This is a genomic window from Psychroserpens burtonensis DSM 12212 (assembly GCF_000425305.1).
Lineage (GTDB): Bacteria > Bacteroidota > Bacteroidia > Flavobacteriales > Flavobacteriaceae > Psychroserpens > Psychroserpens burtonensis.
The window spans coordinates 36,413-62,950 of sequence record NZ_AUDE01000011.1; the positions used below are offsets into that span (position 1 = coordinate 36,413).

A 26,538-nucleotide genomic window follows, 5' to 3' on the forward strand; every position below is an offset into this window, starting at 1 on the left:
TATGACCTTAAATAATAGACCTCCAAAATTAAGTATTTTACTACTTGCGTTGGTGTGCTTTTCATATACTTATGCGCAAAAAGCGACTAATGAAATAAAAGCGCAACTCGCAGTTGGTATTAATAGTCCCTCGCAATCTGGATTTGTTGAACAATTTCAAGGTAAATCTGTTAATTTTCCAACAGTTAATTTAGGGGTTCAATATATGTTTAAACGTCAATTGGGAGCAAAACTCGATTTTGGATTCAATCGTTTCTCTAGTGATGATAGTTCTATCGAGTTTAAAACAAACTACACAAGAATCAATGCACAATTTGTATATGACCCAACAGAAGCCATCGGTTTTTTACCACTAAGACTTGGGCTTGTAGCTCATGCTGGACCAGGCTATTCATTGGTGAAGCCTTTAGGTGATTTTGGTGACAACAAGAGGTCCTTTTTAAATCTAATGGGAGGATTAGAAATACATTATGCTATGAGTGAATATATGTCTTTGTATACAGATGTTTCATATATCGCTGGTTTTGTTGGTGATTTTGATCCCATCACAGAAGGCTTTGGTTCATTCAATGGAAATCTTTTAACCATCACCTTCGGAATCACATTTTCACTAAGTGGTTGCCAATACTGTTAATTAATGAACAACGAAAAAATAATATTAGGGATTGACCCAGGAACGACTATTATGGGTTTCGGACTCATAAAAGTCACAGGTAAAAAGATGGAGTTTTTACAATTGAATGAGTTGGATCTCAAAAAATACAGCGATCATTACCTCAAACTAAAACTCATTTTTGAACGTACTATAGAATTAATAGATACGCACCATCCAGATGAAATAGCTATTGAAGCTCCTTTCTTTGGAAAAAATGTGCAAAGTATGCTCAAATTGGGACGAGCTCAAGGTGTCGCTATGGCTGCAGGATTATCTCGCGAAATTCCAATTACAGAATATGCGCCTAAAAAAATAAAAATGGCAATCACAGGAAGTGGTAATGCTAGTAAAGAACAAGTCGCTAAAATGCTACAGAGTTTGTTGGGCTTAAAAACCATACCTAAAAATCTTGATTCTATGGATGGACTAGCTGCTGCAGTTTGTCATTTTTATAATCAAGGTCGTATAGAGATTGGTAAAAGTTATTCCGGTTGGGGAGCTTTCGTGAAACAGAATGAAGATAGAGTGAAAAAGTAGCCAGTCGCAGTCTCGGTTTTTATTGGGAAATTCGTGTAATTTGCAATTGTTGAGTCTTACTAAAAATTACTAAAAATTACTAGAAGGCTGGAAGGTGATTATTGCACAAAAGTAATAATTGGTAATCGTATGACACTAAAAACTAATTTGGAGAAAACAGTGTTTTTGTACACAGATGAAAAAGTAGAACATAATTTATATAGTCTAATTGTATGGCTTGTTATGTTGCCTATTAGTGTCTTTAAAATTTTTAAAAAGCCCCTCAATTCTTAATTAGAAACTACAGTAACAACAGTCATTTTTTCAACATGCCAGTAAGCTTTTTGTAACTTTATGCAGCTCTATATTATAGCTTTTGATTTTTTAAGCCTTACTTTTGGAGATTCAAATCATTAGTGTACACTGTGACTGCGACTGAAAACTAATTATGTCAGGAATTTACATCCATATCCCATTCTGCAAACAAGCTTGCCACTACTGCGACTTTCATTTTTCCACCTCACTAAAAAAGAGAGATGAACTCGTAATCGCATTAGCTAAAGAGCTAGAAATGCGCAAAGATGAGTTTAAAAATACAACCATAGAAACGATCTATTTTGGAGGTGGCACACCGTCACTTTTAAGCATTGAAGAGTTGCAGTTTTTGATACAGCAAGTGTATGCAAATTATAAAGTTTCCGAAGCGCCAGAAATCACAATAGAAGCTAATCCCGATGATTTAATTTTAGCCGAACAGTCACTTCGAGAAGAGTCGAGAGGTCTCAAAAGCAACTCAATTTTTTCCGACTATAAGAAAATAGGCATCAACCGACTCTCCATTGGCATTCAATCGTTTTTTGAAGACGATTTAAAACTTATGAATCGTGCGCATAATTCTCAAGAAGCTAAATCCTGTTTAGAAGAAGCAACACGTTATTTTGATAATATTTCTATTGATCTTATTTACGGTATTCCAGGATTAAGTAATGCACAATGGCAACAAAATATTGATATGGCCTTGAGTTATGGGATTCCACATATTTCTAGCTATGCACTTACTGTAGAGCCCAAAACAGCCTTAGAGAGTTTTATAAAAAAAGGAATTATTGAGAATGTAGATGATGATTTAGCACATGATCAATTTCACATGTTGGTGGAAACTTTAGAAGCTCATGACTTTGTGCATTATGAATTATCTAATTTTGGTAAGGACCGCTTTTTTAGTAGAAATAACTCGGCTTATTGGCAAGGGAAACCGTATTTAGGAATAGGACCTTCTGCACATTCTTTCTCCGGAAATGAGCGTAGCTGGAACATTAGAAATAATTCAAAATATATAAAGGCTATTGAAGCTGGTGCCTTTCCGAAGGAGACAGAAACACTAAGCACTACCGATGGCTATAATGAATATGTAATGACAGGATTGCGAACAGTTTGGGGAGTTTCTCTACAAAAAGTCGCCTCTAATTATGGATCGGAATATAAAAAATACCTTTTGGAACAATCACAGACTTTTATAAATCAACAATTATTGTATATTGAAGATGAAAAGCTATTGGTTACTAAAAAAGGAAAATTTTTAAGTGATGGTATAGCCTCAAGTCTTTTTAAACTCAACTAATACTGCAATATAACTCACCATAAATGCTAGCAACAATACAATACAATTCTAGAAAATTACAAGTCGATTTAGCACAACCTTTAGATATTTCTATACCAATGCGTGCTTCAAAATCTAATGTGAACGCTTGGTATATTAATGAGCCAACCATAGAGCCGGTTAAATTTGATGACGATGTGATAAGTGTCGCAGAAGGTGCAGCGGTGAATTTTAACACGATAAATTTTAATCCCCATGCACATGGCACACATACAGAATGTGTTGGTCATATCACCAAAGAATTCCACTCAATCAATCAAAATTTAAAACAGTTTTTCTTTTTAGCAGAGGTTGTAACAGTAGCCCCAGAGGCATTAGATGGGGATACTGTGATCTCAAAAGCACAATTACAATTTGCCTTAGGAAATAAAAAACGGGATGCTATCGTTATTAGAACAATACCAAATACAACAGACAAACATTCGAGGCAATACTCAAATACCAATTGGACCTATTTAAAAGAGGATGCCGTAGCGTTTTTGGTAAAGAAAGGGATAAAACATTTACTTATAGATTTGCCAAGTGTCGATAAAGAAGAAGATGGAGGTGAATTAAGAGCACATAAAGCCTTTTGGAATTTTGATGGGAAATTGCGTAAAGATGCCACGATAACAGAATTTATTTATGTGCCAAATAACGTTGATGATGGGGAGTATTTTTTAAACCTTCAAATCGCTCCTTTTGAAAATGATGCGACACCTAGCAAACCTATTTTATATAAAATAATAGAGCAATAATAGATTGTGTTTTTCGTCGGAAACATCTTCAATTCGACCTCTGGCTTAACATTTGAATATAAATTCCAGGGTACACTAAAATTGTATAGCAATAACTAATTATGGAAACATTTTTTATAATCATTTTGAGCATTTTAGGCACCTTAGGCATGGTGACTATTGTTAAAAAGTTTAATCTTAAAAAACAAACCAATTCTCAATCTGTCATCTTATTAGACAAAATAAAAAGAGTATGTAAATTCATTACTGTAGAAGGAGACTTTGCAGAAATCTATCATTATGAAGGTGTGAAAGAACGTTTTTTAAAGTTGGTAGTGAGTAGAAAAAAGCACTTGTAGTCATCAATGCTAAAGCTCATGTAGGGTTTGATTTGTCTAAAATAAAAATGGATTCTAATGTTAAAACTAAAACGGTAACCTTGTTTCATTTTCCAGAACCAGAAGTGTTGAGTATAGAAACAGATTTAAATTATTACGATAAAACAGATGGTATGTTCAATAAATTTGAAGCCTCAGATCTAACAGAGCTACATAATGAAGCCAAGCTTCATATTATGAATAAAGTTCCAGAAAGCGGCCTGTATGACATCGCAAAAAAGGAAGCCTTAGATTCTGTTTTACTTATAGAAAGTATTGTACAAACTATTGGTTGGAAGTTGGATTATACCGCTTTAGATATGGAAAATAAGACGCCTAAAAAACTGAAATAAAAATCTTTTTTCTTTGGATATATTAGAGGTATGGATATTGAGCAACTAAGAAGATATTGTCTTCAAAAAAACAAGGTAACCGAAGAATTTCCGTTTGACCAAGACACACTTGTTTTTAAAGTATTAGGAAAGATGTTTGCGCTTTTTCCGTTGGCAAAATGGGAAAAAGGAGAAGGCTCAGTGAACTTAAAGTGTGATCCAGATTATGCACTAGAACTTCGCGAAACTTATCATAGTATTGTTGGTGGCTTTCATTCTAATAAAAAACATTGGAACACCATTTACATTCATAAAGGTGAATTACATCCAAAACTAGTTTGTGAGTTTATTGACCATTCTTATGACCTTGTGGTTAAGGGGATGACTAAAAAAATGCGTCAAGAGTTGGACTGATTTCACCACTGGTCTACACTTTTGTGTATTCCATCTATATAGGAATCATAGCGGTCGTTTTTTTTGGTTTAGGTTCGTAATTCATCATAGTTTTGTAATTGAATAAACGACTAAAAATGTGATGATATCACCCAAGTTAAAAGTGTTATTATTAGATTTTTAGAAGTGGATATTGAAAACAATAATTTAGATCATTTCTTTTTATGTTTCTCACAATAATTAGCTCAGTTTTAATATTTAAATCTTCACTCGTCTATACTTAACGGTAATTGGTCGACGTTTAACTTTAATTAAACGAAAAACAATTTAAATCATTTACAATTAGAGTATTTTAGAAGTTAATAAACAGTGTAATCGCTTATGAGTAAAATACTTAAGGTGCTTTTAATTGAAGACGACACGATAGAAGTCATGAAATTAAATAGAGCAATATCATCTTTAAAATTGAAACATCTAATTATTGAGGCTAACAATGGAGAAGAGGCGCTTGAATTTTTAGAGAAAAAAGAAACACTTCCAGATATTATTTTATTAGATTTAAACATGCCAAAAATAAATGGTTTAGAGTTTTTAGCTATTTTGAAAAAAGACGACACACTTAAATATATTCCAACGATAATTTTAACAACATCTAATAATCAAAAAGACTTGTTAGAGTGCTATAAAATTGGAGTTGCTGGTTATGTGCTTAAACCATTAAGGTATGAAGATTATGTTTTTAAAATTGAAAAACTTTTTATGTATTGGAGCATGAATGAAGTAATAAAATTATAATGAAAGGAATCGTTTTTACAGAGTTTTTAGAGCTTGTTGAAGATAAGTTTGGTTTAGAAATGGTAGATTATATCATTACAAATTCTGATTTAGAATCAAATGGCATCTATACAGCTGTGGGTATTTATAGTTTTTCTGAAATGTCACAATTGCTTCAACACCTGAGTGAAAGAACTCAGATATCTATAGATAACTTATTACTGGTTTATGGAGAATATTTTTTTAGAGTTTTAGAAAAAAGTTCTCCTGAGCTTTTATTAGCATACACAGATCCAATTGAAATGATCTCAGCTATTGAAAGTATTATTCATATAGGAGCAGGAAAGATATATCTTGATTTAGAGTTACCTGCTTTTAAGGTCATTGAAAAAAACCAAAAGTCATTAATAATAGATTATAAATCGAGCAGAGCAATGCATCATTTTTGTTTAGGTTTAATGAATAAAACTTTCGAGCATTTTAAGGCTACAGCTGTTATTGAATTAGAGAAAATTAAGGAAGACGGAACAGACGTAAGATTTGTAATACATAAAAATTAATGAGCCAAGAGCAGTTAGATATACTAAAACGTGCTCTTAAAAGAGAAAAGTCAGCTAGAAAAGCAGCTGAAACAATTCTTGAAGAGAAATCTAGAGAACTATATAAAACCTCCCAAAGACTAGAACATTTATTAGACGAAAAATCGTCTCAACTTCAAGGTATTTTTGAAAATATTGTTGATGCTTATGTCGTTATGGATATTTATGGTAATGTGCTTAAGTTTAATGAAGCGGCGACTAAACTTTTTGGTTATGATATCGATAAAGAAGCTGTAAATGTTGTAGATCTTATTTATAAGGAGGATTATCAATATGCTATGTTGTCGTACATGGATCTGCAAACTAAAGGTTTTTTTAAAGATTATGAAGCCAGAGTTCATACAAAATTTGGTCAAGTTAGATGGGTTCATATCAATGCAAGTATTATTTTAGACAAGAATAAGAAACCTATAGCGGCGCAAGGTATTGTGCGGGATATTACAGATCAAAAAGCTTCAGAAGAGAAGCTTATTAAATCAGAAAGCAGATTGTCTTCTCTAATTCTTAATCTGGATACTGGTGTTTTATTGGAAGACGAAGACCGTAAAATTGTTTTAACTAATAAGAAGTTTTGTGAGTTACTTCATATTCCTTTAGATCCAGAGTCATTAAAGGGTCAAGATTGCACTAATGCCTCAAATCAAAGTAAAGTACTGTTTGAAAATGAGGACGGTTTTGTGAGTAGAATTGAGTATGTATTAAAAAACAAGAAAACAGTACTCAGTGATGAATTGGTCATGAAAAATGGAGCAGTTTTAGAACGAGATTTTGTGCCTATTATAAAAGATGATATTTATAGAGGTCATTTGTGGGCTTATCGAGATGTAACGTTGAATAGGACTTATAGTAAGCGTCTAGAGGCTCAAAAGCAAAAGTATAGTAACATTATTGCAAATATGAACCTAGGGATGGTTGAGGTCAATAATGAAGACGAAATCTTAATGATTAATCAAAGTTTTTCTGAAATGTCAGGGTATACTGAAACTGAATTATTAGGAAAAAAAGGAGTTGATGTATTTCTAGTTGACAAGTTTAAAGATATAATATATAAGGAAAATAGTAAAGGTCAAAATGATGAATCTAACTCTTATGAGCTTGAAATAAAAACCAAATCTGGAGAGACTAGACATTGGTTTATTAGTGGAGCACCTAATTATGACGTTAATGGTAATGTTACGGGTTCAATTGGGATTCATTTAGATATTACGGATGATAAACGAAATACAGAATTAATTGAAGATCAAAAACGAGAATTAGATGTGATCGTCAATAGTTCTCCAATAGGCATTGTTTTGACACAATATGGACAAATAATCAAAACGAACTCAACATTTCAAGAGATGTTGGGTTATGCTGAAAATCAGTTAAATGCATTAACCATAAAAGAGTTATCATTACCAGAAGATTATCCAGATTCCAAAGTTTTTATTGATAAAATAAACACAGGAGAAATTGATAATTTTACAATCAATAAACGCTATAAGAAGATAGATGGATCTGTTATTTGGGCTAAAACAAATGTCAATGCTGTAAGAGATATCCACGGAAACATCAAATATCAAGTGGCTTTAATTGAGGATATTACTTCAGAAAGAGAGAAAACCTTGATTATCGATTTGATTAATAATCTTACGAAATCTATCCTAGGTAAAATTGATATTAATGAGATTGCAAGGCAAATCGTTAATAATATTGCCCATTATCTTGATTCAGAGGATTGTGTGATTTACTTAATAAATCATGACAATGAAACTTTAGAACAGGTTGCTGTTTATGGTGAAAAACTAGATGAAGATAATAAAATACGTAAAAGATTAATAGTTCCAATAGGAGAAGGAATTGTTGGAAACGTTGTTAAAACAGCAACCTCAAAACTCATTAAAGACACTTCTGAAGAGTATATATACATCGCAGGCGATAAACGACGTTTTTCTCAAATAGCTGTTCCTATAATAAGTAGTGGTCGCGTCATTGGTGTTATAGACTCTAAGCATAAAGATGAAAATTACTACACCCAAGAACATGTAAAAGCTCTGGAAAGTATTGCGAGTTTAGTCGCTATAAAATTACGAACAGCTTTAAATATTAGAGAACGTAAAAAAGCAGAAGCTAAAAATGAAGATCTACGTATTGAATTAGAAAAGAGTAATGATGAGCTTCAAGAATATGCGCATATCGTATCACACGATTTAAAGTCGCCATTAAGGAGTATTAGTGCTCTAGTTAGCTGGATTAAAGAAGATAATTCTGGGAAATTTGATAAAACGAGCTTGCTAAACTTTGATTTGATTGGAACGACATTGGATAGGATGGAGCTTCTTATTTCTGATATTTTGACGTATTCAAGTATAGGATCAGAAACTTTAATCGATCAAGAAGTTGATTTAAATCTTTTAGTTGATGATTTAAAGCAAATTTTATATGTTCCAGAACACATAACAATTACGATATTAAATACGCTTCCAACGATAAAAGGTGATAAAACAAAATTACAGCAGTTGTATCAAAACCTTTTAAGTAATGCTATTAAATTCAATGATAAAGAACAAGGACTTATTGAAATTAATGTGGAAGAGAAGAGGTCATTTTATTTGTTTTCAATAAAAGATAATGGTGTTGGTATTGATAAAAAATATCATGATAAAATTTTCAAAATATTCCATTCACTTAATAAAAGTAAAGAGTCTACAGGTATTGGCTTGTCTATAGTAAAAAAGATTGTCAATTTACATGATGGCGAAATTTGGTTGACATCCAAGGTAAATGAGGGCACGACGTTTTATTTTACCTTAAAAAAATAGTATCATGGAGAAGCCTAATTTATCCTATATTCAGAGCATGTCTGGTGGAGACAAAGCTTTTGAACAAAAGTTAATTACTATCATTAAAGGTGAGTTTCCGGAGGAGAAAAAAGTCTACTTTGAAAATAGCGCTGCTAAGAACTATAAACTTACAGCAGAGAATGTTCATAAACTTAAACATAAAATTAGTATTTTAGGGCTTGAGAAGAGTTATGAGATTGCGGTAGCATTCGAAAATAATTTATTAGAAGGCAGAACTACACGTCAAGATGAATTCGAAGCTATTCTAAAAGTCATAACTAATTATTTAGAACAGTTATAATTAGGGTCGCATGAAATGTATTATTATTGATGATGAGGCAACTGCACGAGCAATTATTGAACAGTTGTGCTCTAATATGCCAAGCCTAACTATTTTAGAGCAATTTCCTAATGCAATGCAAGCTATAAAATATCTTAATCAAAATGAGATTGATCTTATCTTTTTGGATATTCATATGCCAGATTTTACAGGTTTTGATTTTATTGAAACGCTTAAAAACCCTCCAAAAATTATCTTAACAACATCAGATTCGAATTTTGCAATTCAAGCATTTGAATATGATTGTATCGTAGACTATCTTGTAAAACCTATGTTGCCAGAACGCTTTCAAAAAGCAATTCAAAAGGCAGAAGCAACAGTAACTATAGCGACATCACTATCATCATCAGAAAACGTAGAATCTACCTCTGGTAATGATTTATATGTCAATATTGATAGACGACTTATCAAAATTGATATTCTTAGTATTTATTTGGTAGAAGCAAAAGGTGACTATATTCAAGTAAAAACCGAAAATCAAAATTATACAGTGCATTCTACATTAAAGAAAATTGAAGAGAAACTGCCAAATGATTTATTTTTAAAAGTACACCGTTCATTTATCATCAATATTGATAAAATAATTGATATTGAGGATAATAGTGTGCTTATCAAAAAAGAAATTATTCCTGTAAGTCGCTCAAATAGATCAGAATTAATGAAGCGTCTTAATCTTCTTTAAAACCATTTGTCGAAACTAAAGCGACATTCAGCTAACCTATAGGTGCGTCTAGCTAAAATCTATATGGAGCACCATTATTGATAGTACATTTATATCAAACGCTATAACATAACAGTTTTCGATTACTAGCAAAAGTCAGGGTAAAGGAGCAATCTTTTACCTTGACTTACTTATAAAAGGCTTGTATTCAGGATGAAAACTATTCGTCGCCATTAAAGCGCAACCTAACGTTGTTGCTTTTTGATCCATCGAAAATTCAAAAACAACCTTTAATGGTAGCCTACTTTTGTCTTATAAATATATGATCTCATGAAAACAACATTACTATCAACCCTTAGTATTTTATATCGTTCTAACAGGATAGCCCGAAATGAACCGACATCAATAGGTTTTGATTCTTTAGTTAGTTTGCTTATGTTTACTGGGTCTGTAGCGTTATCAAACACCGTGTTTTCTGAAATCACTGGTGCTGTTGGATCTAAATAGGAGCGATATCTACTTTTGGATCACCTACAGTTTTAAACTGAACTATAGGAACTGCCAATCTGATTTTACTCGAGCTTATTTATAGTTAGCAGCCGATTCAACAATGCTTAACGTTACTTAATCAATTATCATATTAAATGAAAACAGGAATTATAATCATATTTCATAACTACGAAAAAGAGATCAACATTAATTTTTTTATCAATTATTGTAATAAGGCAAAAAACATTGAGTTCTGTTTAGTAAATAATGATAGTAAGGATGATACATACTCACTTTTAAAGGAGGTAAAAGAACAATGTGATAATGTGTCAATTGTGAATATCAGAAAATTCAAGTCAGATATGTCAGCAGTAAGATCAGGAGCACGATATATGTTTAATCAATTTAAATTAAATCATTTAGGGTATGTAAATGCAAATTTATTAAACAAACAAAATCAAGGCTTAAATTTTGTAATTCAAACAATTAGCGAGCATCAAGAGGCTATTGCCAGATATGATAAGGAAATCTTAGAAAAACATAGTAGAAAGAAAACACTGTTTCAAAAGTTGTTTTCAGTTGTAGAGTATTTAACAAAAATAGAATTGGAAAAACAAGTTGATAATCTCCACTATCAAAGTAAGTTTTAAATAAAAATAAAAAATGAAAGTATATCCGGCAAAATTTATGACTACACTCATAGAAAGAATTTGATGCTGATATAATTTGATGCAGTCTTATCAAAAGAAACGGATAACGATAACACAGATGAAAACTAGCAAATTTCTGATGTCAACGTAAATTTTATGAAGTAAGTAATGTTGTTTATAAAGGCATAAGCCTTTAAAATAGTTGAAACCGTATTACTTCCAGCACTAACAAATGAGATTACTCTTAATTCTAAATCGGCTAAGCTATTAGAAGTTTGTGTTACAGGAATGGCCAAGGAAATGCGAGAAAGCTTAAAATAATAAGTGTATTTTTGAATCATAAAAGATAATAATGAGTTTAGAAAGAGAATTAGGTAAGAGAGCAGATAGTAAATGTGAATTATGTGGTAGCGTAGAACATTTACAAGTACATACACTAGCTCCTATAAAAGATGAGAGTTTAGAAAAATCGTTATTAGCATGTAAAGTCTGCGTGAGTCAAATTGAAGATCCAGAAATTACTGATGCTAACCATTGGAGGTGTTTAAATGATAGTATGTGGAGCGAACATCAGGCAGTTCAAGTTGCAGCCTGGAGACAATTATCTAGATTACGAAAAGAAGGTTGGCCTAAAGATTTGTTAGACATGATGTATATGGAAGATGATGTCTTAGAGTTTGCTAAATCTACAGGAGAAGGTGAGGCAGATCCAGATCAATTAATTCATAGAGATGTAAATGGCGTGATTTTGCAAGTAGGAGATTCTGTAGTATTGATTAAAGATCTTAAGATTAAAGGGTCTAGTCAAGTAGCAAAACAAGGAACTGCTGTTAGAAACATTCGTTTAGATCATGAAAACGAAACCTTTATTGAAGGCAAAGTAGGGCCAACGTTAACTGTCATTATAACAGAATACGTTAAAAAACTATAAGTGACGCGTTAGAGATTAGACCAACTTGCGAAGTGTATAAATAGACTTGCCTTATGATTCAATGATCTGCGGGATGAAGTGTGCATTCTGTGATAATTGTGTAACACTATTAAAAGAGGCTTGTCCAAATTGTGGAGATGGATTTAAAAAACGACCAATACGACCACAATCCGTGTTGAAAAAATATCCAGTATCTAAAAAGCTAGTGCATAAGCCAATATATATTGAGGCTCATATAAACCGAATTAGGAACATCTGATTGCAGGTCAACATCACATTAAAACTTCATTATCTACAAAAGCTAACCTGACAGACAAAACGTTTAATCTACAACTCAATAGTGCACATTAAATTTCGTGTGCTGAGGTTTGACCCATTTATAGCTCTTGTTGCTCCCTTATTCGCCTTTTAGTGATAATCGTTTCATCGGCGTTGGTATAGATTCAATTAGATGTTGGATGATACCATTTAGTTATTGGGTTTAACCAAATGAATTACTTCTAGGGAACTCAAAGTTGAAAATTCTTAGTAATTTTAAGACACTTAAAAGCTAAGTTCAAAAATCAAAAAGTTTTATTTTTATATAAATTATATGAGAAGGTCTAGGTATTTATTAGTCATTATATGTTTTGGGTTTCTATCCTTTCAATCACTTTCAGATTCTGAAAAGCTAAAGGTAATTATCTCAAAATATGAAACAGAAAGAAATTATGGTTTTGAAAGGAATAGTTCTGTTGAAAATACCATCAAATACCATCAGGCCGAAGCTGATTTTGCGAAAGGTCTAAGCCTAGAATTAGAAAAAATTTTAGATGAAGGCTTATCTGAGACCGAAAAGATCTCAAAAGAATTATTACTGTTTGTTTTACAAGATGAAATAGATACAAACGTTTATAAAACGTACTTGAATACAATTACAAACGAGGCTGCGTTTCATTTGAGCTTAAGTCGAATGGGACAGATAACCTTTGAAAACATTGAACAGGTAAAAGCGTATTTGAAATTACTAGATGGCGTTCCAAAAAGAGTTAATTATAATTTAAACCTGTTAAGAGCAGCAATAGAAGAAGGGATGGCACAGCCAGGAGTCATTTTTAATAATTATACAGACACCTACAACAAACACATCGTTACAGATGTTACAACGAGTGCGTTTTATAAGCCATTTCTTAAGTTGCCAGACTCTTTTTCTACACCACTAAAAGATTCTATTGTTAATGTTGCGAAAACGAGCGTTCAACACAATGCGGTCAATCAATACAAAAAAATTAAGCGCTTTTTTGAAGATGAATATTTTCCTAATACTAGAAAAGGTTTGGGGATATCAACACTTCCAAATGGTGAAGCATTTTATCAAAATAGAATTAATTATTTTACAACGAGTAATCAATACACCGCAAATGATATCCATCAAATTGGATTAAAGGAAGTGGCAAGAATCAGAGCAGAAATGCAAAGTATTATTGATGATTTAGGATTCAAAGGGAGCTTCGCCGATTTTATAGCGTTTCTTAGATCTGACGAGCAATTTTATCCAAAAACTGCAAACGAGTTGCTAATGTTTGCAAGGGATATTGCTAAACGAATAGATGCAGAATTACCTAAATTTTTTAAAACATTACCTAGAAAACCATATGGAGTCGTTCCCGTTCCCGCAGACCTCGCTCCAAATTATACAGGAGGACGTTATTCCCCTTCAAATAGCGAAACCACTGCTGGATTTTATTGGGTAAACACTTATAATTTACCGAGTAGAACATTGTATACAATTCCTGCGTTAACTGCACATGAAGCAGTTCCTGGTCATCATTTACAAATCTCATTAAACAATGAATTACCTAAAATTATTCCAAGTTTTAGAAGAGACTTGTACTTATCTGCTTATGGTGAAGGTTGGGGATTATATGCTGAGTATTTAGTTGATGAAATGAATATTTACACCACGCCTTATGAGAAATTCGGTCAGCTCACTTATGAAATGTGGCGCGCATGTCGCTTAGTTGTTGATCCAGGAATCCATGCAAAAGGTTGGACTAGACAACAAGTGATTGACTACCTAGCTGAAAATACAGCATTGTCAATCCATGAGGTCACTACAGAAACAGATCGTTACATTTCATGGCCTGGACAAGCCATTTCCTATAAGATTGGGGAACTCAAAATAAGAGCATTGCGACAAAAAGCAGAAATAGAACTCGGTGCTAAGTTTGATATTCGAGAATTCCATGAAATTATACTAGAGCAAGGCACAGTGACCCTATCAATTCTTGAAAGACGCGTGAATAGTTTTATTGAAAAGATTAAAAACGAGTAATGCAATGTCTATAGGTCTTAAAGTATGCATCATGGTAATTTTGTTTGCTTTATTATAGTTTGAAAATTATGCCATTTAATATATAAAATAGGCCCTGATCTTAGGGGTTCAAAGTTGGTCAAATATTTAAATATATAACACCATAATAATTGAAAGTCAAATTGTTATATTAGCCCTATATAATATCAACAACCAAAGCAGATGAAACAATTGTATTTTTTTATTATCGTACTGAGCCTTTCAATAGGGTCAATTCAAGCTCAAAAAGTAACACAAGATGACTATAAAAGGGCTGTAAGTTATATGTATAGTAATATCTACAATAAAACAGCATTCAATCTCAATACACAAGTAAATTGGTTTAAGGACAGTTCTGGAATTTGGTTTATCGATTATAGCAAACTAGGGAAGTCTTATAAAACAGTAGCTTTCAAAAACGAGAAATTAGAATCACTATTTGATCATAAAAAATTAGCTGAAGCTTTAAAAGAGCTAACAAATAAGCCTTTTGACGCCAACCACTTGTCGTTAAGTAATTTAGAAAAAGCACCAAAAAGGCTCACATTTTCTTCGGAAGGACAAGATTATGAATTGAATTTGAGAACCTATGACCTCAAAGTAAAACCTTCAGAAAAGAAAAAAGAAGAGAACGCTTTTGAATCGAAATCACCAGATGGGAACTGGATCGCTTATACTAAAGATTATAATTTATTTATAAAATCGACAGTAGATGAAGAAGAACATCAATTAAGTGTTGATGGCAAAAAAGATTATGAATACGCAACCTATTATGGTTGGGATGATATCATGGAAGGTGAAAATGGAGAACGCCAAAAACACTTCTCAGTGAATTGGTCTGAAGATTCAAAATGGATATCAACCCGAATAGCTGATTTTAGAACGGCTGAAAAAATGTACCTTCTTGATTATAGTATAGATTCTCTGTATAAGCCTAAGTTACTGTCTTATTATCGTGGTTCGCCTGGAGATACTACAATGGTGAAAATCACGCCAGTGTTTTATAATGTTGAAACGAAAAAAGAAGTAAAAACTACGCTTCCTACTGGGACTCATATTAATTCTGTATCTGGCGATTGGTCAAAAACATCAGGCGTATTTTATGCTAGATATCCAGAGCGAGGCTATCTAAAAGAATACGTAAAGCGTATGGATTTAAATTCTAATACAGAACAAATACTCGTTGAAGAAACAAGTAATACTGGAATTGATAATTTTGAATTTGTTGTCGTAGATGATAAACAGAAACTTATATTCTTATCAGGAAGAACAGGTTGGAGGCAGTTTCACATTGTCGATTTAAAAACCAACATAACAAGTTTGCTTACGGGTGACGGTTATTATATCAATAGCATTGAACATCTTGATAAGAAAAACGGGATTATTTACTTTTTAGCCTCAGGTAAAGAAACCAATAACAATCCCTATCATCAGCAACTGTATAAAGTTGATTTTAACGGTAAAGTAACGTTGTTAACACCGGAATTAGCGCATCATCAAGTTGATTTTTCCGAAGACGGGAAATATTTTGTAGATACTTATTCAACGGTAAGTATATCAACGACAACTGTTTTAAGAGAGGCGACTTCTGGAAACGTCTTGACAACATTGACAAATGCTAATACAGATGAAGCAATGTCAAAAGGGTGGAAAGCCCCAGAAGTATTTGAACTCATTGCAAAAGATGGTAAAACCACTATATATGGAGCGTTATGGAAGCCAACAAATTTTGATGCTTCAAAATTATATCCAATAATTGATGCGACCTATACTGGTCCTCATACGCAAGTATTTCCAAAGTCATTTAACCAAGGCTTTAGGAATCAATCTTTAGCAGAATTAGGGTTTGTAGTTATGGTGGTAGATGGTTTAGGTACCTCTGGACGGTCAAAAGAATTTCAAGATCATTCTTATAAAAACATGCAAAATAATTTGGAAGATCATGTCTTGGCAATTAAGTATTTAGGAGATAAATACTCTTGGATTGATACAGAAAAAGTGGGGATTTTTGGTCATTCAGCTGGAGGATACGATACAGGACGAGCTATGTTAGGATTTCCTGATTTTTATAAAGTTGGCGTTGCGAGTTCTGCAGACCACGATTTTAGAATGGAAAAAGCTTGGTGGCCAGAAATGTATCAAGGATGGCCAGTTGATGATACCTATGAGAGCGTATCAAACATTACAAATGCTAAAAATTTAAAAGGTAAACTTTTATTAGTTCACGGTGGACTAGATGAGAATGTAAATCCATCGGCAACGTTTAAACTGGCCGAAGCTTTAATTAAGGCAGATAAAGAATTTGATTTACTGATTTTACCGAGTCAGCGACATGGTTACCAAGGTGACCATCGTAAGTATTTTACTAAAAAGCGATGGAATTATTTTGTGGAACATTTATTAAATCAAACACCAATTTGGAATTTTGAATGGGAGTAAATGAGTTTTTATAAAGTATAGATGACGAGGACGCGTAAACATTTGTATAAATAAACAGTTCAAGAGTACCGTTAATTAATCAGCAATCCACCCATCAATAATATCGTAAATAGACTGATGCTTCTTCGATGAGAAACTGTTAACTCGAGTTTGGTGATCACCTTTAGGTTATACAAATTTGTAAAGCGCTCTCTTCTTCGCAGTATCAGTTAATGCCACAGCAGTAGAACTTCAAGCATCAAATTCGTCATAAATAAATAGTATTTTTTCTGCGGAAATATCTAAATAGGACTTAATCTCTTGCATAGCATTTAAGTCATATTCTTTCGAAATACCTTTTGGAAAGGCCCAGTCAAACTTATAAATGAGATCTGTTTTTAAGTAATTTTTAAAAGGAGCTGTTTCATAGCCATAAATCCCTTGTTGTGTCAATGCTGCCCAAAAGTAAGCCTGAAGGTTATTAACCGCTTGTTCTTCAACAAAGCCATAACCAACAACCTTAATAAGATGCTTATAAATGTTTTTTGCGGAAGCCTCTCGTGACGGAATATTCCCAACAGGAACTTCCCACTGCCAAAATGCAAAGGAGTATCCAAGAATGGTATAATCTATCGCTTTTTCAACACCAAATTCTCAAGTCATGTTCTTTTTTAATCCCTCTTTAGTTATCATTTGTAATAATGCAGATCTGTTATCAAAGCATAATTTTTGAAACGCCTCTATTTTATCTCTATCTGCTTTAGTTCCTACATTTTTTAAAAATTCATAGACTCTAGGATCTTCACGTTGGTAATTTAAAGGTCCAACATAGCAGACACTTGCATCGACATTATTAGGAAAAAACCGACGATGCGCCATAGTGGTTTGGCATCCTTTTGAAATCCCAGTAGTTATAAATTTAGCATTTGGATATATAGCATTTCTAATGGCATCAATAATAGTGGTTTGATCTTTAGCCGCATTTTCAATAGTTAGGGTGTTCCAGTCAATACGTTCTGGTCGCGAGTTATTAAAAAAACGATGTTCTATGCTTAATTGATTGGCTTTATAATGCGCAGCTAGTTCTCCTGCTCTTTCAGATCCAATGCCGTAACCTCTAAGTTCTACAATGACAGGTAAAGTTTGACTTTCAAACCCTAAGAATACACGTTGTCTAAATGTGCCTTTAGAAACATCATTATAATCTACAGGTTGTTCAAACCAAATTTCATAATTTTCATCAAAATGACTTGACGGTTCTTTTTTTTCTATAGTAACTACATTTTTTATAGAGGCTAGTTTTTCAAAAGTTGAAATTTCTTTTAAAGGTTGTGAAGCCACAGCATGTTGTGTGGTGTTGCAACTAAAAACAGATAATATGAAAAGTAAAGCGCAAAAAAGAGAGGGTAGTTTCATGATTTAACTTTTTTAAAATGAGATTGGATTAAGAGTAAAAATAATTAATATTAAATGGTATGGCATAATGTTGCCGTTTTATCATAGAAAATAAGGTGGTAAAAGTATAAATGAGAAATTCAACCTAGTCTAAATGTGTGTTTTATCGAATAAACATGTCCGTTTATAATCCAAATCTTACCAATTATACAGTTGGTCGAAAATATAGTGTAAGCTGTATTTAAATCAGGACATTTATGATATCATAATGTTGATTGATAGCAAACTAGAGTTATTCAAATTTAACCTAAATCCGATATTATGAACCTAGAAATCACGCATACAAACAACTACTTTACTGTAAAAGGATGTTTAGATAGACATAACATTCATTTGTTTAAAAAACAATTTCGAAATATTTTTAGAAATACAAATGCCGTTACAGTTAGCATTGAAAATTTGACGAGTATTGATCGTTATGGTGTAAATGCAATTGCACAATTACACAATGAAGCATTAGTCAAAAACAAGCGCTTATCAATCATTGGGTTTGGTCAAAGCAACCTCTTTAATCATTTTAAAACAGAAGAAGCTGCGTAATTAATACTTTATATCAGCGTTGCTCTAAAATGACAATTATAGAACACCCTTTTTTCCGTTCTACTTTAGCATAAAAATAAACTGCAACTGATGCTATATTTTGTTTTTAGCTGACTTTACGCATGCTTTTTAATATAGAGTTCATGAATTTTAGATTGCTAATTCGTGTAAAGAATAAAAAGCATTTAATTTTATCAAAAATGTAAAACACAAATAGCCTTAGCAGGACATATCGGCAACGATTTTCCATTGACCATCAATATTTTTAAAGATAATCATAAACACACCATTGGCATCGCCAACTGTTCGTGTTAAATGGTATTCTCCCATAACCCAATAATTTCCGTTTTCAATTTTAGAAATATCATTGATGACAAAACGTAGTATACCACTTTCTGCCTTAGTTGGATATCCCTTTTTGTAGTTTGCTAGTGTGTTATTCCAACCTTTCGTTAGACCACTGCTACCATAGAATTTAAGGTTTTCGTCTTGCCAATAGCCGTCCATGAACCCTTCTAAGTCATGCTTGTTCCATGCTAGTTCTTGAGCAGACATCACCTCTTTAATTGCGGTTATGGCTTCTTCCATGTTTTCTTCGGAAGCGTTTGGAAGTTCAACCTCTTTGATTTCTGTTTGACAAGAAAAGAGAAGGACCAATAAAAAGAAAGATGCAAATTTCATAAGTATATATTTAGAATTTAAAGGTACTTAAAATTTAGAGTACATTTTTTTGATGTTTAAAAAAGCTATCTGCTTGTAATTGTATGAGTTCTCGTGCTTTTTTAAGTTTATACGTGTAGATGTCGTCGTCTTCGGCTATATCATTGTAAATTCTATTGTTAAGTTTTTGGTCTGTTTTCAATAAAATTTTACGTTCACTTATTTTTTGCTCAACCCAAGTTTTTACAGCAGTTTCTGCATCTTCTAGTTTATAATCATATTCTCCTTTTGGTGACATTAATTTTGCGAAAATAGGAGAGGTCTCAATAGCTAAAAACAAAAGCAAAATAAATAACGATGGGAGAAAAGGTAATTCGCCTAGGGTATTAATGCGAGCCATCAACCCATCAAACCCGTCAATTATAGGTTGTGTAGTCGCTACTTGAGCATCATAATTAGAATTAAGCTGGGTGATTTGATTTTCGGTCGCAGCAATTTTTGTTTTATTATCGGCTTTTAATTGTTGTAACTCTGCCAAAGCAGCATCGTGTTTGTCCCGCTTTTCTTTATAAACGGGTCCTTTGCCTAAAAGATTTGTGCCAGCAGTACCTTCCGCTTCAGTAATATAAATATCATAAAGCGCGTTGACTTCCGTTTCTTTGGTTGCTATTTGGGAATGGAGGTTTAAAATTTCCGAAGACAAGGCATCAACATTAGGTGTAAACTGTGCAGCTATCTGATTTTGATTAGCGATTGTTAAATCATTCTTTTGCTCTAAAAGAACTTGATTAATCTCCTTTTCAAAAATTTTGAGTTCAAGAGGTTTTGAAATCACAATAGCAATAATAACTGCAAGAATGATTCTCGGTGATGCTTGGATTATTTCGTCAATACTATTGTTCCGTTTTTTAATTGTCGAAACGATGAAACGGTCCAAATTAAAAATTAATAAACCCCAAATAAAACCAAAGCAAATAGCTGCCAAGGCATTATCAAAAACAGTATATAACGCGTAACTACAAGCTATAAAAGCCATTACTGCAGTAAAAAACACAGTAGCCCCAATGCCTGCAAATTTGTTTTGTTCGCCAATGGCGCAATTGTCTAGAATATCTGTATCTGCTCCAGAGCAGATGATGAAGAATTTTTTTAACATGATGAGTGTTTTTTGATTGATTGACTATTAGAACGCAAAACCTCATGTTTTGTTACACGATTTAACATAAAAAAGCCTTTGGATATAAAAATCTAAAGGCTTTTTAGTTAGAAAATAATAACTATTTGTTACTCTTTGGCAATATTTCAGTGTCCGCTGGTATTGTTGTGTCCTTCGTTAAAAATACTCTAGGTTTATTAGTTGCAAGATCTTTTGTGAATAGGTTGAGTTCATCGTGCTTTTTAACGAGTTGAATAGCGCTGTCTGATGAGACTTTTTGTCCTTCATAGAAAAAGGTAGCGTCCTTTTTTGCCATAGCGATAATATGGTCTAAACGTGATATTGGTCGGGGAGGTGACGGAATATCAATTTTGTCTTTATACGTATTTGGCTCATTGTCCTTAAACTCTGAGACAACCTTACTATCACTATATACTTTTGTGATGTATTGCCCAGGAAGCACGTCAGAAGCATTTACCTGCCTTTTACTAATTTTAACGCCGGTTTTGTTGACTTCAAAACCCTGTCTGTTATAGTATTTTATTGCAGCATTAATGCTAACATAATAGTGAAGAGTTCCATTAATTTTCTGAAAACCGGTTTTCACTTTGTTCTTGTCCTGAGTTTGTTCGTAAACATCATCATTGACGATTACACTAATCATTTCGTCATTGTCAGTTTTTGCTTGGTGAACTTTACGCTTATAGGTTTTTTCAAAGTCATTAATTGCAGACTTCATTTTTGCGCGCTGCTCTTGTGTTGCATCTTCTGGAATTGGTGGCGGTAATGCATCTGGGAATGATTCAGCGTTGTTACGTTGCTTGTCGGTCATTCTTTTATAAATGTTTGTAAAGTTTACTAAATCCTTTTCACTTACAGGAGGAATCAATTTGCCTTGTCCTATATCAATAGTTTGTTGTTTTATTGCTTTGGCATAGGCATTGTAGGCAGTCACTTCTTTTCCGGTTGGCTGGTTTTGCTGTGTTTGATTTCCCGGCGGCGGCGGCGGAAGTGTATCAGAAATGTTATCTAAATTATATAGGTCGATTAGTGTGTTGACTTTATTAACCATATCGCTTGGGGAGTTATTTTCGTGCCTAAACACAATATTTTTTGATTTGTTTTTATCATTCCATACGCTTTTAAATTTAGCTTCAACAGACTTCAACGAGCCTGATTTATCATTAACTGAAAACTGCCCTTTGCTGTTTAATAAGATCCAAGTTATTTCGTTTTTTATAACTTTTACTGGAGGCGTTGGAGCTGGAGGTTGAGGCGGGAAATTCGGGAAGGGTTGTGCGCTTTCCTTTTGAGTAGTACTCATGAGTTTGTATAAATAGTTTATGCGTTCAATATCTTTGAGTTTAATGATTGGATTATTTTTGGATTGCGCGTTAATTTTTTTTGCAAGTATATTGTATTCTGCAACTTGCTTTGGCGTAGCCTCCTCTTGTGAATCATTTTGAAATTCTGAGATTCTACTGGTACACACTGTCATTTTTTTTATACCGATCTCCTTCAATTTCTTGGAGACATCTTTTGCGATTTTCACATCGGCATCTTGGAAAACTTTTATGGTCACCTGTAGTTTTAAATCTCGACGATACAGCTCCTCAATATCTTCATAAGTTATTATTTTATTTTCAAGTAAAAGCTCTCCATCTTCATTAAGATATAATTCGATAATTTCTGGTGGAATAATTTCTATTTCAAGCTGTTCACTTTCAGTAAACCCATAAAATAATAATGCTAATACTGGTAAAATTAATAGGCTTCTTAGCCAAATGGATCGTTTTGATGTGTGTGTGTTCATGACTGTAAATCGTTTTTTGATTGATGAATAATTAATGGCATTTGCTAATTCTTGGTGTTCGGCTTTTGATGAGAAAGCCAATAAAATGGTTTGGTATGTTGATGGTTCAATTCCGTTTTGCAAAACAGCGCGATCTGCTAGAAACTCGTGGTTGAGTTTTACGTCGCGTTTTAGTAGATAGATTAAAGGATTAAACCAGAATATGATTTGTAACAGTTCTAAAAGAAGCACATCAATACTGTGTTTTTGTTTTGCATGTGTTTGTTCATGTATAAGCACTTCTTTTGGGATGTCATTCTGCTCAAACTTGTGTTTATTGAAGAATATATAATTAAAGAAGGTATGTGGGGTTTTTAAATTAGAAACCAATACGTGTATAAAACTTCCCGTTTTTAGTTTAGGATTATTCTTAATTCTAGAAATTATAGTATTGAGGTTGATGCAAAATTTCAATAGAAAAACGAAAATACCCAAACCGTAAAGTGACCACAAAATGATTGGTGTATAATTTACTTCAATAACTTCTGGAATGGTTTCAACCATATCAGAATCGGAGACTACAAAAGAGTTGTGTTCTTTATCGATGACAGGCTCTATGTACTCAATAAAAGTTAATGATGGGATCACAAGTGCCAAAACCAATGTGGCTAGCAAATAAAAGCGCTTAAACTTATGGACACTAGATTTTTCGAATAACAGCTTATAGAATACCATAAAAATAGCAAGGCAAGCACTAAATTTTAAAAGGTAGATGAGCATAACTATTTAATTTGATGGTTTTTATTGTTTTTTTATTGTCTCATTGAACCTTGTAGATTCTCTCTATTTGTTATAGTACTAATCTACTTTGGTTTGTTTTTAATTTCGTTATCAATTAAAGCTTTCAAGTCTTCTAATTCTTCTTTGGTGAGATCTGTTTCTTTGGTAAAAAAAGAAGCAAATTGCGAAGCACTATCATTAAAAAATGTTTTAATAAGTGTGTTGACGTGCTTGGAGAAATAGTCTTTCTTTTTAACCAAGGGATAGTATTCACGCGATTTTCCGTAGAGCTTATAGGCAACAAAACCTTTATCTATCATGCGTTTTAAAAGGGTCGCAACTGTGGTTGTTGCGGGTTTTGGTTCTGGATACGCTAGCAGTAAATCTTTCATAAAACCTTTTTCAAGCTTCCATATATATTGCATGAGTTGTTCTTCGGTTCTAGATAATTGCATTGCTCTACATGTTTAGAATTAACTCTACAAATGTAGAGTTAATATTGTTAAAAACAAAATTGCATTAAAATAATATAGTTCAAATACACTATATTTGGAACATTAGAATAAGAAAAACCCCTACAATGAAAGCCTTACACACTGCAATACTGTGCATTTTACTATGTACATTTTCTTCATATTCACAAAACATTGAAGATATCATCAATCAAGTTGATATTGCTAAAATAGCAGTCACTATTAATGAGTTTTCAGGAGAACAAACAACGCTAGTTAACGGTAACACAGTTACTATATTAAATAGAGAACAAGCTAGTAATGAATTAGCTGGAAATTATCTTGTTGAGCAATTTGAGGTACTAGATAATATTACCATAACAGAACAACTCTTTAATACTAACGGTAGAAATGTTATTGCAACTCAAATTGGTAAAACCAACCCTAATGATATTTATATTGTTTGTGCACATTACGATACTGTAGCAGATTTTTGCGCAGATGATAATGCGTCTGGTACCGCTGCAGTTCTAGAAGTTGCTAGATTGTTATCTACACAATGTTTAGATAATACCATTATTTACGCACTTTGGGATGAGGAGGAAATAGGTCTTCGTGGTTCTCAGTTTTATGCTAATCAAGCAGCTGCTCATGGCGATAATATTCTTGGTGTTTTAAATATGGATATGATTGGTTATGATGGGGATGCTGTTGGGCAACCGGGAGATAATGAGTTTGATATTGACTATCGAAATATCGCAGGTTCTGTGGCAATGAAAGACGATATTATTGCAGTTTTAAACGCATATCCCTTTGATTTAAGTGTTATAGAAGTTAATCCAGGAACGACTGCTAGTGATCACGCCAGTTTTTGGGGAGCAGGATATACTGCTTTATTAGTAGGAGAATCATGGGAAACCAATGATGAAACACCTTTTTATCATACAGCTCAAGATCGTTTTGCGACGCTAGATTTACCGTACTTAAATGAGATGGTGAAATTAGTAACCGGTTATATGGTGACTAAGGGAAGTTTAGTTGCTGTAGATAATACGGTAGCGCAAACCACGACAACGCTTACATCCAATCAAAATTCTTCTAATTATCAATGGTTTAACTGTGATACAGATACTGCTATTTCTGGCGCAACAAATCAATCTTTTACTCCAGTGGCAAATGGTAGTTATGCCGTAGAAGTAACTTCTGGGACATGCACAGAGCGCAGCGAGTGTTTAGTATTTGATACTTTAGGTCTGGATTCTTTTTCTGCGGATGAATTGAAAATATATCCAATACCAGCTCAAAATTTTATTATGATAGAACTCTCTTCGGAAATATCTACCGATGTAAACTTGTTTGATGTTTCCGGGAAACTAGTTCTTAATAAAACGATAACGGAAAGCACAGAATTAAATATCAAAAGTTTACCTCAAGGGATCTACTTTCTGAAGGTAAGCACAGATGAAAAATCTGGAACTTATAAGATTGTGAAAAAATAAGACAGTTTTAAAGTCTTCCAATTTCCAAAGAAAAAAAGAATGCCACCAACTATTAATTGGTGGCATTTTGTTTATTTACTGAGCTCCGTAAAATACTTGTAGAATAAAGGTATCGTTTCAATGCCTTTAAAGTAATTCCAAACGCCGAAATGTTCGTTAGGAGAGTGAATAGCATCGCTATCCAAACCAAATCCCATTAATATCGTTTTGCTTTTTAACTCCTGTTCAAATAGTGATACAATAGGAATACTTCCGCCACTTCTTTGTGGTATTGGTTTTTTTCCAAACGTATCATAATATGCTTTTGAAGCTGCTTCATAACCAATACTGTCAATTGGTGTAACGTAACCTTGTCCGCCATGATGAGGTGTAACTTTCACTGTTACACCAGCAGGAGCAATGCTTTCAAAATGTGTTTTGAACAACTCTGTAATCGCTTCCCATTCTTGATTTGGCACTAGACGCATCGATATTTTAGCAAAGGCCTGACTTGCAATCACTGTTTTTGCGCCTTCACCAATATAGCCACCCCAAATACCATTGACATCGAGCGTTGGTCTAATAGAATTACGCTCATTAGTTGAATAGCCTTTTTCACCATAAACGGAATCGATACCTATTGATTTTTCATAGGCATCCAATGAAAAAGGAGCTTTTGCCATTTCTGAACGTTCAGCATCAGAAAGATCTTCAACCTTATCATAAAACCCAGGAATGCTGATGTGATTATTCTCGTCATGTAAAGACGCAATCATTTTGGTTAAAATATTTATTGGATTTGCTACAGCACCTCCATATAATCCAGAATGAAGATCGCGGTTTGGACCAGTAACTTCAACTTCAACATAACTTAATCCACGAAGACCAGTAGTGATTGACGGTACATCTTGAGCTATCATTCCTGTATCTGATATGAGTATGACATCATTCTTCAGTTTTTCTTGATTAGCTTTCACAAACGTAGAAAGATTTACACTGCCAACCTCTTCTTCTCCTTCAATCATGAATTTGACGTTACATGGTAATTGATTGGTCTCTGTCATAAACTCCATAGCCTTGACATGCATATACATTTGACCTTTATCGTCACAAGCACCGCGAGCAAATATCGCGCCTTCTGGATGAATAGCTGTTTTCTTGATTACAGGTTCATAAGGTGGTGAATCCCATAATTCAATAGGATCTGCAGGTTGTACATCATAATGTCCATAAACGAGAATGGTAGGTAAGTTTTTATCTATTGTTTTTTCGCCATATACGATTGGGAAACCTTGAGTTTCACAAATTTCAACATGATCACAACCAGCCTTTAAAAGACTGTCTTTAATAATGTCTGCAGTTTGAAACACATTATCCTTGTAAGCAGGATCTGCACTTACAGATGGTATTTTAAGAAGGTCTATAAGTTCATTCAGAAATCTATCTTTATGTTCTTCAATATAGGATTGAAAATGTAGCATATTTTAGTTGTTTTAAGATTCTTTCAAAAATACAAAATCAATAAGCAATATTTTCTTAAATAAAGTTAATTGAATTAAG

28 protein-coding genes are annotated in these 26,538 nt (G+C 33.2%); 20 read left to right on the top strand and 8 right to left on the bottom strand.

All coding sequences use genetic code 11. From position 1 onward, the window contains the following. Position 1 precedes the first annotated feature (1 nt). The 14 genes from H593_RS0104755 to H593_RS0104815 all read left to right on the top strand — a co-directional run bounded on the left by H593_RS0104755 (position 2) and on the right by H593_RS0104815 (position 10,984). On the top strand, positions 2-634 hold the full coding sequence (locus H593_RS0104755; RefSeq protein WP_028871385.1) for an outer membrane beta-barrel protein: 633 nt from the start codon (positions 2-4) through the stop codon (positions 632-634). A 3-nt stretch (positions 635-637) separates the two neighbouring features. Next, positions 638-1,192 (top strand): crossover junction endodeoxyribonuclease RuvC, encoded by a 555-nt coding sequence (ruvC, locus tag H593_RS0104760; protein ID WP_028871386.1) that lies wholly within the window; start codon positions 638-640, stop codon positions 1,190-1,192. A gap of 427 nt (positions 1,193-1,619) precedes the next feature. After that, a complete protein-coding gene (gene hemW, locus H593_RS0104765; protein ID WP_028871387.1) occupies positions 1,620-2,792 on the top strand; it encodes a radical SAM family heme chaperone HemW in 1,173 nt (390 codons plus the stop codon). A 23-nt stretch (positions 2,793-2,815) separates the two neighbouring features. Beyond that, complete coding sequence (locus H593_RS0104770; protein WP_028871388.1) at positions 2,816-3,568, top strand: cyclase family protein; 753 nt, start codon at positions 2,816-2,818, stop codon at positions 3,566-3,568. A gap of 101 nt (positions 3,569-3,669) precedes the next feature. Then, positions 3,670-3,906, top strand: a complete 237-nt coding sequence (locus H593_RS21490) for a hypothetical protein (protein ID WP_342663071.1) — start codon at positions 3,670-3,672, stop codon at positions 3,904-3,906. Positions 3,907-3,938: 32 nt separating this feature from the next. Beyond that, complete coding sequence (locus tag H593_RS21495; RefSeq protein WP_342663072.1) at positions 3,939-4,277, top strand: DUF4230 domain-containing protein; 339 nt, start codon at positions 3,939-3,941, stop codon at positions 4,275-4,277. A 30-nt stretch (positions 4,278-4,307) separates the two neighbouring features. Next, positions 4,308-4,670, top strand: a complete 363-nt coding sequence (locus tag H593_RS0104780; protein ID WP_028871389.1) for an MmcQ/YjbR family DNA-binding protein — start codon at positions 4,308-4,310, stop codon at positions 4,668-4,670. 360 nt (positions 4,671-5,030) lie between these two features. After that, positions 5,031-5,444 (top strand): response regulator, encoded by a 414-nt coding sequence (locus H593_RS0104785; protein ID WP_028871390.1) that lies wholly within the window; start codon positions 5,031-5,033, stop codon positions 5,442-5,444. Next, positions 5,444-5,983, top strand: a complete 540-nt coding sequence (locus H593_RS0104790; protein ID WP_028871391.1) for a heme NO-binding domain-containing protein — start codon at positions 5,444-5,446, stop codon at positions 5,981-5,983. The genes H593_RS0104785 and H593_RS0104790 overlap by 1 nt, the downstream gene beginning before the upstream one ends. Further along, positions 5,983-8,823: a PAS domain-containing sensor histidine kinase gene (locus H593_RS0104795; protein WP_028871392.1), complete on the top strand. Its 2,841-nt coding sequence runs from the start codon at positions 5,983-5,985 to the stop codon at positions 8,821-8,823. Before H593_RS0104790 ends, H593_RS0104795 begins: the two co-directional genes overlap by 1 nt. Before the next feature lie 4 nt (positions 8,824-8,827). After that, positions 8,828-9,145 (top strand): hypothetical protein, encoded by a 318-nt coding sequence (locus H593_RS0104800; protein WP_028871393.1) that lies wholly within the window; start codon positions 8,828-8,830, stop codon positions 9,143-9,145. Between the two features lie 10 nt (positions 9,146-9,155). Next, complete coding sequence (locus H593_RS0104805; protein ID WP_028871394.1) at positions 9,156-9,866, top strand: LytR/AlgR family response regulator transcription factor; 711 nt, start codon at positions 9,156-9,158, stop codon at positions 9,864-9,866. A 309-nt stretch (positions 9,867-10,175) separates the two neighbouring features. Beyond that, the gene (locus H593_RS20735) at positions 10,176-10,352 is read left to right on the top strand and encodes a hypothetical protein (RefSeq protein WP_157588777.1); all 177 of its coding nucleotides are present in this window, start codon (positions 10,176-10,178) and stop codon (positions 10,350-10,352) included. A gap of 137 nt (positions 10,353-10,489) precedes the next feature. Continuing rightward, entirely contained in the window at positions 10,490-10,984 is a 495-nt protein-coding gene (locus tag H593_RS0104815) for a glycosyltransferase family protein (RefSeq protein WP_028871395.1), read from the top strand. Positions 10,985-11,109: 125 nt separating this feature from the next. Here H593_RS0104815 and H593_RS0104820 read toward each other — a convergent pair whose 3' ends face one another. Continuing rightward, a complete protein-coding gene (locus H593_RS0104820; RefSeq protein WP_028871396.1) occupies positions 11,110-11,325 on the bottom strand; it encodes a hypothetical protein in 216 nt (71 codons plus the stop codon). A gap of 11 nt (positions 11,326-11,336) precedes the next feature. On the opposite strand from H593_RS0104820, the gene H593_RS0104825 reads away from it, so the two are divergent. From H593_RS0104825 to H593_RS0104835, 4 genes are all read left to right on the top strand, one after another. Beyond that, complete coding sequence (locus H593_RS0104825; RefSeq protein ID WP_028871397.1) at positions 11,337-11,915, top strand: PhnA domain-containing protein; 579 nt, start codon at positions 11,337-11,339, stop codon at positions 11,913-11,915. A 73-nt stretch (positions 11,916-11,988) separates the two neighbouring features. Further along, entirely contained in the window at positions 11,989-12,174 is a 186-nt protein-coding gene (locus H593_RS20420) for a DUF1272 domain-containing protein (RefSeq protein WP_245585010.1), read from the top strand. Between the two features lie 333 nt (positions 12,175-12,507). Next, positions 12,508-14,229 carry a DUF885 domain-containing protein gene (locus H593_RS0104830; protein WP_028871398.1) on the top strand — a complete coding sequence of 574 codons (1,722 nt, stop codon included), beginning with the start codon at positions 12,508-12,510 and terminating at the stop codon, positions 14,227-14,229. A gap of 201 nt (positions 14,230-14,430) precedes the next feature. Then, positions 14,431-16,686, top strand: coding sequence for a S9 family peptidase (locus H593_RS0104835; RefSeq protein ID WP_028871399.1), 2,256 nt, complete (start codon positions 14,431-14,433; stop codon positions 16,684-16,686). A gap of 231 nt (positions 16,687-16,917) precedes the next feature. On the opposite strand, the gene H593_RS21500 is transcribed toward H593_RS0104835, so the two are convergent. Together H593_RS21500 and H593_RS18510 are read right to left on the bottom strand one after the other, a co-directional pair. Continuing rightward, entirely contained in the window at positions 16,918-17,118 is a 201-nt protein-coding gene (locus tag H593_RS21500; RefSeq protein WP_315969284.1) for a hypothetical protein, read from the bottom strand. Between the two features lie 201 nt (positions 17,119-17,319). Then, positions 17,320-18,081, bottom strand: coding sequence for a S28 family serine protease (locus H593_RS18510; RefSeq protein WP_315969283.1), 762 nt, complete (start codon positions 18,079-18,081; stop codon positions 17,320-17,322). A gap of 300 nt (positions 18,082-18,381) precedes the next feature. Here H593_RS18510 and H593_RS0104845 point away from each other — a divergent pair, with 300 nt between their 5' ends. Continuing rightward, on the top strand, positions 18,382-18,660 hold the full coding sequence (locus tag H593_RS0104845; protein ID WP_028871400.1) for an STAS domain-containing protein: 279 nt from the start codon (positions 18,382-18,384) through the stop codon (positions 18,658-18,660). 219 nt (positions 18,661-18,879) lie between these two features. Here H593_RS0104845 and H593_RS0104850 read toward each other — a convergent pair whose 3' ends face one another. The 4 genes from H593_RS0104850 to H593_RS0104865 all read right to left on the bottom strand — a co-directional run bounded on the left by H593_RS0104850 (position 18,880) and on the right by H593_RS0104865 (position 23,503). Beyond that, the gene (locus H593_RS0104850; protein ID WP_028871401.1) at positions 18,880-19,341 is read right to left on the bottom strand and encodes a YybH family protein; all 462 of its coding nucleotides are present in this window, start codon (positions 19,339-19,341) and stop codon (positions 18,880-18,882) included. Between the two features lie 34 nt (positions 19,342-19,375). Further along, the gene (locus H593_RS0104855; protein WP_028871402.1) at positions 19,376-20,476 is read right to left on the bottom strand and encodes a DUF4407 domain-containing protein; all 1,101 of its coding nucleotides are present in this window, start codon (positions 20,474-20,476) and stop codon (positions 19,376-19,378) included. 121 nt (positions 20,477-20,597) lie between these two features. Continuing rightward, a complete protein-coding gene (locus tag H593_RS19880) occupies positions 20,598-23,048 on the bottom strand; it encodes a M56 family metallopeptidase (RefSeq protein WP_084142268.1) in 2,451 nt (816 codons plus the stop codon). 83 nt (positions 23,049-23,131) lie between these two features. Continuing rightward, complete coding sequence (locus tag H593_RS0104865) at positions 23,132-23,503, bottom strand: BlaI/MecI/CopY family transcriptional regulator (protein WP_028871404.1); 372 nt, start codon at positions 23,501-23,503, stop codon at positions 23,132-23,134. 125 nt (positions 23,504-23,628) lie between these two features. Between H593_RS0104865 and H593_RS0104870 the strand changes: the two genes are divergently transcribed. Then, positions 23,629-24,999, top strand: coding sequence for a M28 family peptidase (locus H593_RS0104870; protein WP_028871405.1), 1,371 nt, complete (start codon positions 23,629-23,631; stop codon positions 24,997-24,999). Between the two features lie 71 nt (positions 25,000-25,070). Here the strand turns inward: H593_RS0104870 and H593_RS0104875 are convergent, their stop codons facing one another. Next, complete coding sequence (locus H593_RS0104875) at positions 25,071-26,459, bottom strand: dipeptidase (RefSeq protein WP_028871406.1); 1,389 nt, start codon at positions 26,457-26,459, stop codon at positions 25,071-25,073. Positions 26,460-26,538 lie beyond the last annotated feature (79 nt).

What these genes read in the sequence shown, in the direction of transcription:
- H593_RS0104755 (WP_028871385.1), top strand. Translation starts at nt 2, where the DNA reads ATGACCTTAAATAATAGACCTCCAAAATTAAGTATTTTACTACTTGCG.
- ruvC (WP_028871386.1), top strand. Translation starts at nt 638, where the DNA reads ATGAACAACGAAAAAATAATATTAGGGATTGACCCAGGAACGACTATT.
- hemW (WP_028871387.1), top strand. Translation starts at nt 1,620, where the DNA reads ATGTCAGGAATTTACATCCATATCCCATTCTGCAAACAAGCTTGCCAC.
- H593_RS0104770 (WP_028871388.1), top strand. Translation starts at nt 2,816, where the DNA reads ATGCTAGCAACAATACAATACAATTCTAGAAAATTACAAGTCGATTTA.
- H593_RS21490 (WP_342663071.1), top strand. Translation starts at nt 3,670, where the DNA reads ATGGAAACATTTTTTATAATCATTTTGAGCATTTTAGGCACCTTAGGC.
- H593_RS0104780 (WP_028871389.1), top strand. Translation starts at nt 4,308, where the DNA reads ATGGATATTGAGCAACTAAGAAGATATTGTCTTCAAAAAAACAAGGTA.
- H593_RS0104785 (WP_028871390.1), top strand. Translation starts at nt 5,031, where the DNA reads ATGAGTAAAATACTTAAGGTGCTTTTAATTGAAGACGACACGATAGAA.
- H593_RS0104790 (WP_028871391.1), top strand. Translation starts at nt 5,444, where the DNA reads ATGAAAGGAATCGTTTTTACAGAGTTTTTAGAGCTTGTTGAAGATAAG.
- H593_RS0104795 (WP_028871392.1), top strand. Translation starts at nt 5,983, where the DNA reads ATGAGCCAAGAGCAGTTAGATATACTAAAACGTGCTCTTAAAAGAGAA.
- H593_RS0104800 (WP_028871393.1), top strand. Translation starts at nt 8,828, where the DNA reads ATGGAGAAGCCTAATTTATCCTATATTCAGAGCATGTCTGGTGGAGAC.
- H593_RS0104805 (WP_028871394.1), top strand. Translation starts at nt 9,156, where the DNA reads ATGAAATGTATTATTATTGATGATGAGGCAACTGCACGAGCAATTATT.
- H593_RS20735 (WP_157588777.1), top strand. Translation starts at nt 10,176, where the DNA reads ATGAAAACAACATTACTATCAACCCTTAGTATTTTATATCGTTCTAAC.
- H593_RS0104815 (WP_028871395.1), top strand. Translation starts at nt 10,490, where the DNA reads ATGAAAACAGGAATTATAATCATATTTCATAACTACGAAAAAGAGATC.
- H593_RS0104820 (WP_028871396.1), bottom strand. Translation starts at nt 11,325, where the DNA reads ATGATTCAAAAATACACTTATTATTTTAAGCTTTCTCGCATTTCCTTG.
- H593_RS0104825 (WP_028871397.1), top strand. Translation starts at nt 11,337, where the DNA reads ATGAGTTTAGAAAGAGAATTAGGTAAGAGAGCAGATAGTAAATGTGAA.
- H593_RS20420 (WP_245585010.1), top strand. Translation starts at nt 11,989, where the DNA reads ATGAAGTGTGCATTCTGTGATAATTGTGTAACACTATTAAAAGAGGCT.
- H593_RS0104830 (WP_028871398.1), top strand. Translation starts at nt 12,508, where the DNA reads ATGAGAAGGTCTAGGTATTTATTAGTCATTATATGTTTTGGGTTTCTA.
- H593_RS0104835 (WP_028871399.1), top strand. Translation starts at nt 14,431, where the DNA reads ATGAAACAATTGTATTTTTTTATTATCGTACTGAGCCTTTCAATAGGG.
- H593_RS18510 (WP_315969283.1), bottom strand. Translation starts at nt 18,081, where the DNA reads ATGAAACTACCCTCTCTTTTTTGCGCTTTACTTTTCATATTATCTGTT.
- H593_RS0104845 (WP_028871400.1), top strand. Translation starts at nt 18,382, where the DNA reads ATGAACCTAGAAATCACGCATACAAACAACTACTTTACTGTAAAAGGA.
- H593_RS0104850 (WP_028871401.1), bottom strand. Translation starts at nt 19,341, where the DNA reads ATGAAATTTGCATCTTTCTTTTTATTGGTCCTTCTCTTTTCTTGTCAA.
- H593_RS0104855 (WP_028871402.1), bottom strand. Translation starts at nt 20,476, where the DNA reads ATGTTAAAAAAATTCTTCATCATCTGCTCTGGAGCAGATACAGATATT.
- H593_RS19880 (WP_084142268.1), bottom strand. Translation starts at nt 23,048, where the DNA reads ATGCTCATCTACCTTTTAAAATTTAGTGCTTGCCTTGCTATTTTTATG.
- H593_RS0104865 (WP_028871404.1), bottom strand. Translation starts at nt 23,503, where the DNA reads ATGCAATTATCTAGAACCGAAGAACAACTCATGCAATATATATGGAAG.
- H593_RS0104870 (WP_028871405.1), top strand. Translation starts at nt 23,629, where the DNA reads ATGAAAGCCTTACACACTGCAATACTGTGCATTTTACTATGTACATTT.
- H593_RS0104875 (WP_028871406.1), bottom strand. Translation starts at nt 26,459, where the DNA reads ATGCTACATTTTCAATCCTATATTGAAGAACATAAAGATAGATTTCTG.